Annotated in this window: 7 protein-coding genes; 5 read left to right on the top strand and 2 right to left on the bottom strand. The window is 71.7% G+C overall.

Annotated elements, in window-relative coordinates; translation table 11 throughout:
- The first annotated feature begins 47 nt into the window (after nt 1-47).
- Entirely contained in the window at nt 48-1,697 is a 1,650-nt protein-coding gene (locus JHD21_RS18795) for an HtaA domain-containing protein (protein WP_292678320.1), read from the top strand.
- 36 nt (nt 1,698-1,733) lie between these two features.
- Here the strand turns inward: JHD21_RS18795 and JHD21_RS18790 are convergent, their stop codons facing one another.
- Together JHD21_RS18790 and JHD21_RS18785 are read right to left on the bottom strand one after the other, a co-directional pair.
- Nucleotides 1,734-2,534 (bottom strand): purine-nucleoside phosphorylase, encoded by an 801-nt coding sequence (locus tag JHD21_RS18790; protein ID WP_292678317.1) that lies wholly within the window; start codon nt 2,532-2,534, stop codon nt 1,734-1,736.
- A gap of 9 nt (nt 2,535-2,543) precedes the next feature.
- Nucleotides 2,544-2,996, bottom strand: coding sequence for a gamma-glutamylcyclotransferase family protein (locus JHD21_RS18785; protein ID WP_292678314.1), 453 nt, complete (start codon nt 2,994-2,996; stop codon nt 2,544-2,546).
- A 36-nt stretch (nt 2,997-3,032) separates the two neighbouring features.
- Between JHD21_RS18785 and lpdA the strand changes: the two genes are divergently transcribed.
- The 4 genes from lpdA to JHD21_RS18765 form a co-directional block, all read left to right on the top strand.
- Entirely contained in the window at nt 3,033-4,448 is a 1,416-nt protein-coding gene (gene lpdA, locus JHD21_RS18780) for a dihydrolipoyl dehydrogenase (protein ID WP_292678312.1), read from the top strand.
- A gap of 10 nt (nt 4,449-4,458) precedes the next feature.
- Nucleotides 4,459-5,826, top strand: coding sequence for an NAD(P)H-quinone dehydrogenase (locus JHD21_RS18775; protein ID WP_292678310.1), 1,368 nt, complete (start codon nt 4,459-4,461; stop codon nt 5,824-5,826).
- Between the two features lies 1 nt (nt 5,827).
- Nucleotides 5,828-6,889 carry an alpha/beta fold hydrolase gene (locus JHD21_RS18770; RefSeq protein WP_292678308.1) on the top strand — a complete coding sequence of 354 codons (1,062 nt, stop codon included), beginning with the start codon at nt 5,828-5,830 and terminating at the stop codon, nt 6,887-6,889.
- A 75-nt stretch (nt 6,890-6,964) separates the two neighbouring features.
- Nucleotides 6,965-7,477: methyltransferase domain-containing protein (locus JHD21_RS18765; protein WP_292678306.1), on the top strand; the 513-nt coding region annotated here is incomplete at its 3' end.

Raw genomic sequence — 7,477 nt, 5'->3', positions numbered from 1 at the left:
ACCCCCGCACGTGACGCGACCCGCGTCACCCCAGAAAGGAAACCCCGATGATCCTCAGTCCACCCCGCCGCGCGCTCGCCTCAGCGCTCGCCGGCTCCCTCGGCACGGCCGCACTCAGCGTGATCGCTGTCGCGGTCACGGCCGCGCCGGCCGCGGCCGCCGACCCGGCTCCGGTCCTGACCTGGGAGGTCTCCCAGCAGTTCGACGACCACCTGTCCACGCACGTGCTGGCCGACGGTGCGACCGAGGACGCCGCCGGGGTGGTCAGGTTCCCGGCGGGCGTCGGCGCCTACAACCCGGACAACGGCACCACCACGGCGACCTACGACGGCCAGGTCTCCGGCTCGTTCGTCATGGCCACCACGACCTACTACACCGTGACCATCGCCGACCCGGTCATCACGATCGACGACGACGGCAACGGCGAGATGACCGCCATCGTGTCGGCCTCCAACGCCGCCGGCATGGGGCAGCCCGCGGCGAGCACCGACCCCGCCCGGGTCCTGGTGGCCACCTTCGACGCCACCACCTGGGTCGAGGGGGGCGTCCTGGACAGCATGACGGTCACGCCGGACTGGGCCGGGGTGCTGCCCGCGGACAGCGCGGAGGCGACCGCTCTCGAGATCCCGAGCGGCCAGCCGGTGGACGGCAAGGCGTTCAACCCGGCGTTCCTCGGCCAGGTCACCAAGGGGGTGAGGGCGCACTTCTACGCCAGCGGCAGCGGTTCGGATGCCAAGAAGCAGCCGGCCTCCCTCACGTTCCAGGCGGCACCGATGACGGTGGACGCCACGACGGCCGCGGCGTCCCCCGAGGGCGGGCTCGACCTCGACGTCACCGGCACCGGCTTCACCGGCACCGACGGCAACCCCGGTGACGACGGCGTCTACGTCGGCCTGGCTCCGTCCGGGGGTCTGCCCGACGTGTCGACGCCGGGCGGCATCGACAGCTTCGCCGGAGCTGCGTGGGTCCCGTCCTCGGCGATCGTCGGCGGCGCGTTCTCGACGTCGCTCAACGCGCCGACCGACGATCTCGACCCGACCGTGGACTACTCCGTCTACACGTGGCGGGCGCACGGGCACTCGACGACCACCCAGGACACCGAGACCCCGGTGGGCATCGACTGGGCCCAGCTGCAGCCCGCGGCTCCGGCCCCGTCGACCGTCACCACTGCCGGCGCGACGAGCAAGGCGTTCGGGGCCACCTCGACGCTCACGGCGACCGTGCCGGGCGCGGGCTCGGTCACGCTGACCGGTGTCGGCCCCGCGCAGACCCGGACCGTGGCGGGGGGCACGGTGTCGTTCACGGTGCCGGCCTCGCTCTCCGCCGGCCAGTACACGGCCTCGTTCGCCTACTCCGGCGACGCCGGCCACCAGCCTGCCCAGGCGACCCGGGGCCTGACCGTCACGAAGGCCGCTCCGGCGCTGACGAGCAGCTGGAAGAAGAAGCCGACCACCACGAAGCGCGGCAAGCTCGTCGTCGACGTCTCCGGCCCGGCCGGCGTCTCGGCGCCGTCCGGTGAGGTCGTGGTGAAGGTGTCGCGCCAGGGTGTGAAGCACACGCTGCAGGCGACGCTGGTCGGCGGGCGCGCCAAGGTCAAGCTGCCCAAGCTCGGGGAGGGGACCTGGAAGGTCAAGGTTGTCTATGCCGGGGAGGCCGACTACCTCGGAGCCAAGGAGAAGCTGCAGGTCGCCGTCTGAGGGCCGGGTCCTCGCGAGCGGTCGGCTCGTCCCGCCTCAGAGCTGCGGGACGAGCCGGCCGAGCAGGTCGCCCATCCGGGTCGCCGCGGAGCGGCCCGCCTCGAGGACCTCCTCGTGGTTGAGCGGCTCGCTGCTGATCCCGGCCGCCAGGTTGGTGACCAGGCTGATGCCGAGCACCTCCATCCCGGCCTCCCGGGCGGCGATCGCCTCGAGCGTCGTACTCATCCCGACCAGCTGCGCGCCCAGCACCCCCGCCATCCGCACCTCGGCGGGCGTCTCGTAGTGGGGGCCCGGGAACTGCGCGTAGACGCCCTCGTCCAGGCTCGGGTCGATCTCCTTGACCAGCGCCCGCAGCCGGCTGCTGTAGAGGTCGGTCAGGTCGACGAACCTCGCCCCGACGATGGGCGAGCGACCGGTCAGGTTGAGGTGGTCGCTGATGAGGACGGGCGTCCCGGGCGTCCAGGTCTCCTTGAGACCGCCGCAGCCGTTGGTCAGCACGATGGTGCGACAGCCGGCCGCGCCCGCGGTGCGTACGCCGTGCACGACCGCGGCCACGCCCTTGCCCTCGTAGTAGTGCGTGCGGCTCAGGAAGACCAGCGCCCTGACCCCGCCGACCTCGAGCGAGCGGATCTTGCCCGAGTGGCCGGCCACGGCGGCCTCGCCGAACCCCGGCAGGTCGGTGGCGGCGATCTCAGCGGAGGCGGGCCCCAGTGCGTCGACGGCGGGCAGCCACCCCGAGCCCAGCACCATCGCGACGTCGTGGCGCTCGACCCCTGTCAGCTCGGCCAGACGGGCGGCGGCCTCCTGGGCCAGGGCATAGGGGTCCGGTTCGCTCACGCGCTCACCCTAGTTACCCAGGGACCGGCACGGACGGGAGCGCAGCGCGGCGACGTAGTCGGCCGGCGCCGAGGCCGCCTCGGCCGCCTCGGCGAGGACCCCGACGTACGACGCCGACGGCAGACCACCCTCGAAGGCGTCCAGCACGTAGGTCCACACGACGAGCTCCTCGGTCATCGTGGAGACCCGCACCTTGGTCTTGCGGTAGAGCCCGGAGTCGGCGGACTCCCAGCTGTCGAGCGCCGACTCGTCCTCCTTGGTCACGTCGTAGACGGCGACGAACACCTGCCCGAACGGGTCCTGGACGATCGTCGCCAGGGCACCGTCCCAGCCGAGGTCCTCGCCGCCGAAGGTCAGCCTCCATCCGGTCAGCCAGCCGGTCGCGTGCAGGGGCGAGTGGGGGCAGCGCTGGACCATCCGCTCCGGGTCGAGGTTGGTCCCGTAGGCCGCATACAAGGTCATCGAGGAGCAGGGTATCGGCCGGACTAGGCTGGACCGGTGACCGCAGACAACCACTTCGACGTCCTCGTCCTCGGAGCCGGGCCCGGCGGCTACGTCGCCGCGATCCGGGCCGCCCAGCTCGGCAAGACCGTGGCTGTGGTGGAGGAGAAGTACTGGGGCGGCGTCTGCCTCAACGTCGGCTGCATCCCGTCGAAGGCGCTGCTGCGCAACGCCGAGATCGCGCACATCATCACCCACGAGAAGAAGACGTTCGGGATCGAGGGCGACGCCACCATGGCCTACGCCCCGACCCACCAGCGCAGCCGCGGCGTCGCCGAGGCCAGCGCCAAGGGCGTGCACTACCTGATGAAGAAGAACAAGATCACCGAGCTCGACGGCTGGGGCACGATCACCGGCTCGACCGACGGCAAGCACTCCGTCGAGGTCGACAAGGACGGCAGCAAGGCGACCTACACCTGCGACAACCTGATCATCGCCACCGGCGCGAAGGTGCGGATGCTGCCGGGCATGTCGGTCAGCGCGAACGTGGTGACCTACGAGGAGCAGATCCTCGACGCCGAGCTGCCCGGCAAGATCGTGATCGGCGGCTCCGGGGCGATCGGCGTCGAGTTCGCCTACGTGATGAAGAACTTCGGGGTGGACGTCACGATCGTCGAGTTCCTCGACCGGATGGTGCCGACCGAGGACAAGGACGTCTCGAAGGAGCTCCTCAAGCAGTACAAGAAGCTCGGCGTCGAGGTGCTGCTGTCGACCAAGGTCGACGGCGTCGAGGACACCGGCGACGGGGTCAAGGTCACCGTCAGCCCGGCCGACGGAGGCGACGCCACGGTCATCGAGGCCGACAAGTTCCTGGCGGCGTTCGGCTTCGCCCCGCGGCTGGACGGCTACGGTCTCGAGGCCTCCGGTGTCGAGACCACCGACCGCGGCGCGATCGCCGTCGACGCCCGGGGCCGCACCAACGTCGACGGCATCTACGCGATCGGCGACGTCACCGGCAAGCTGATGCTGGCCCACACCGCCGAGGCGATGGGCGTGGTCGCCGCCGAGACCATCGCGGGGGCGGAGACCGTCGAGATCGACTTCGACTTCATCCCGCGGGCGACGTTCTGCCAGCCGCAGATCGCCTCGTTCGGCTACTCCGAGGAGCAGGCCAAGGAGAAGGGCTACGACGTCAAGACGGCCCAGTTCCCGTTCTCGGCCAACGGCAAGGCCCGCGGCATGGCCGAGGGGGTCGGGTTCGTCAAGATCGTGGCCGACGCGACGTACAACGAGATCATCGGCGCGCACATGATCGGGCCCGAGGTCACCGAGCTGCTCCCCGCCCTGACCCTCGCCCGGCAGTGGGACCTCACCGCCGACGAGGTGGCCCGCAACGTCTTCGCGCACCCGACCCTGTCGGAGGCGATGAAGGAAGCCGTCGAGGGCATCGCCGGCCACATGATCAACCTGTGAGGGACGCGACGTGAGCACCGACCGGGTCGTCATCCTCGGAGGTGGCCCCGGCGGCTACGAGGCCGCGCTGGTCGCCGCCCAGCTGGGCGCGGAGGTCACCGTCGTCGACAGCGACGGGATCGGCGGCTCCGCCGTCCTCACCGACTGCGTCCCGAGCAAGACCCTGATCGCGACCGCCGAGCTGATGAGCGACGTCCACGGCGCCAACGAGCTCGGCGTGATGATCGGCGACGACGGGGTGCGCGTCGACCTCGCGCGGGTCAACGCCCGGGTGCTCAAGCTGGCCGCCGACCAGTCCGCCGACATCACCCGTCGGCTGGACAAGGAGGGGGTCCGGGTCGTCCAGGGCCGCGGGCACCTCGACGGGCCCGGACGGGTGGTCGTGGGGGAGGAGTCGTACGACGCCGACGCCATCCTCGTCGCGACCGGCGCGGCGCCGCGCACGCTGCCGAGCGCCCAGCCCGACGGCGAGCGGATCCTCACCTGGGAGCAGGTCTACGACCTCCACGAGGTGCCGACCGAGCTCATCGTGGTGGGCTCGGGGGTGACCGGCGCCGAGTTCGCCAGCGCCTACCTCGCCCTCGGCATCCCGGTGACGCTCGTGTCGTCGCGCGACCGGGTGCTGCCGGGTGAGGACGCCGACGCGGCGGCGGTGCTGGAGGAGGTCTCCACCCGTCGGGGCATGAAGGTCCTGTCCAAGTCCCGGATGGAGTCGGTGACGAGGTCGGGCGACGTCGTCACCGTGACCCTGACCGACGGCCGCACCGTCGAGGGCTCCCACTGCATCCTGGCGCTCGGTTCGGTGCCCAACACCGCGGACCTGGGCCTGGAGGAGGCCGGGGTGGTCCTTAAGGACGGCGGCTTCGTCAACGTGGACCGGGTCTCGCGCACCTCGGCCCGCGGGGTGTACGCCGCCGGCGACTGCACGGGGGTCCTCATGCTCGCCAGCGTCGCCGCCATGCAGGGCCGGATCGCGATGTGGCACTTCCTCGGCGACGCCGTGCACCCGCTCGACCTGAAGAAGGTCTCCTCCAACGTCTTCACGGCCCCGGAGATCGCCACGGTCGGGTGGTCGCAGCAGGCGATCGACGACGGTGGGATCGTGGCCGAGGCCGTCACGCTGCCGCTGTCCGGCAACGCGCGCGCCAAGATGCAGGGCGTCCACGACGGGTTCGTCAAGCTCTTCTGCCGTCCCGGCACCGGCATCGTCGTCGGCGGTGTCGTGGTCGGCCCGCGGGCCAGCGAGCTCATCCACCCCGTCTCCATCGCGGTCGCCGAGTCACTCACCGCCGACCAGCTCGCCCAGGCCTTCACCGTCTACCCGTCGATGAGCGGCTCGATCGCCGAGGCCGCCCGACGGCTGCACAGGGTGGACTGAGGTGCCTGCGGGCCAGCAGATCCGCTTCTGCGAGGCGCCGGACGGTGTGCGGATCGCCTACGCGGTCCACGGGTCCGGTCCGCCGCTGCTGGTCTCGACCTGCTGGCTGAGCCACCTCCAGCACGACTGGGACTCGCCGGTGTGGCGGCACTTCCTGGAGGACCTGGGCTCGTTCGCGACCGTGATCCGCTACGACGAGCGCGGCCACGGGCTCTCGGACTGGGACGTCGAGGACCACAGCCTCGAGGCGCGCGTGGGCGACCTCGAGGCGGTCGCCGACGACGCCGGCTTCGAGCGGTTCGCGCTGATGGCGATGTCGCAGGGCGGGCCGCCCGCCATCGCCTACACCGTGCGGCACCCCGAGCGGGTGACCCGGTTGCTCTTCTACAGCAGCTATGCCGCGGCCCTGCCGGACCCGACTCCGGAGGAGCTCGAGCTCTTCCACACCTTCGAGCAGATGATCAAGGTGGGCTTCGGTCGCAAGGACTCGGCCTTCCGCCGGGTCTTCACCTCGCTGATGATCCCGGGGGCGACCGAGGAGCAGATGTCGTGGCTCGACGAGCTGCAGCGGGTCTCGGTGTCGGCCACCACCGCCTACCTGGCTCGCCAGCAGCGGGCGCAGGCCAACTGCATCCCCCTGCTCGCCGAGCTCGACCTCCCGACGCTGGTGCTGCACGGGCTCGAGGACCAGATGAACGAGTTCGAGATGGGTCGGCTGCTGGCCACGCACATCGACGGTGCCCGGCTGGTGCCGCTCGAGTCCCGCAACCACATCCTGCTCGCCGACGAGCCTGCCTGGCCGGTCTTCGTGGCCGAGGTCCGGGGGTTCCTGGGCCGCGACGAAGACCTCACGGGCGGCGACGAGGGTGTCGCCCTGCTGTCCACGCGGGAGCGGGAGGTCCTGGGCCTGGCCGCCGACGGGTGCGGCAACGAGGAGATCGCCGCGGCGCTGCACCTCAGCGTGCGCACCGTCGAACGACACCTGCACAACGTCTACGCCAAGCTGGGCGTGAGCGGTCGCTCGGCCCGCGCCGCCGCGGTCGCCCGGCTGGCACGTACGTAGTCCCCTCCCGACGACGGCCGCGGATGCGTGGCTGCACCGATGCCCGCGGCCCGTCGGGGTCCCTACGGTCGGGCCATGACCCGGACACCGTCCCTGCAGGACGTCGACGACACCGCCCTCAAGGCCAAGCACCGCGCCATGTGGGCGATGGGTGACTACCCCGCCGTGGCGACCGAGGTGATCGCTCCTCTCGGTCCGGTCCTCGCGGCCGCCGCGGGGGTGGGGCCTGGGGACCGCGTGCTCGACGTGGCCGCCGGCTCCGGCAACGCGGCCATCCCCGCCGCGGCGCTCGGCGCCGACGTGGTGGCCAGTGACCTGACGCCCGATCTTCTCGAGGCGGGACGGCAGGCCGCCGCCGGCCGGGGGGTCGGGCTGCGCTGGGACGAGGGCGACGCGGAGGCGTTGCCCTACGAGGACGCCTCGTTCGACGTGGTCGTGTCGTGCGTCGGCGTGATGTTCGCGCCACACCACCAGCGGAGCGCCGACGAGCTGGTCCGGGTCCTGCGGCCAGGTGGCCGTCTCGCCCTGCTCAGCTGGACGCCGTCCGGCTTCATCGGGCAGATGTTCGCGACCATGAGGCCGTACGCC

The organism is Nocardioides sp. (assembly GCF_016462705.1).
In the GTDB taxonomy this organism is placed as follows: Bacteria; Actinomycetota; Actinomycetes; order Propionibacteriales; family Nocardioidaceae; genus Nocardioides.
This window is presented reverse-complemented; position numbering and strand designations above follow the sequence as displayed.

Coding starts and splice junctions, on each gene's coding strand:
- JHD21_RS18795 (WP_292678320.1), top strand. CDS start 48: ATGATCCTCAGTCCACCCCGCCGCGCGCTCGCCTCAGCGCTCGCCGGC.
- JHD21_RS18785 (WP_292678314.1), bottom strand. CDS start 2,996: ATGACCTTGTATGCGGCCTACGGGACCAACCTCGACCCGGAGCGGATG.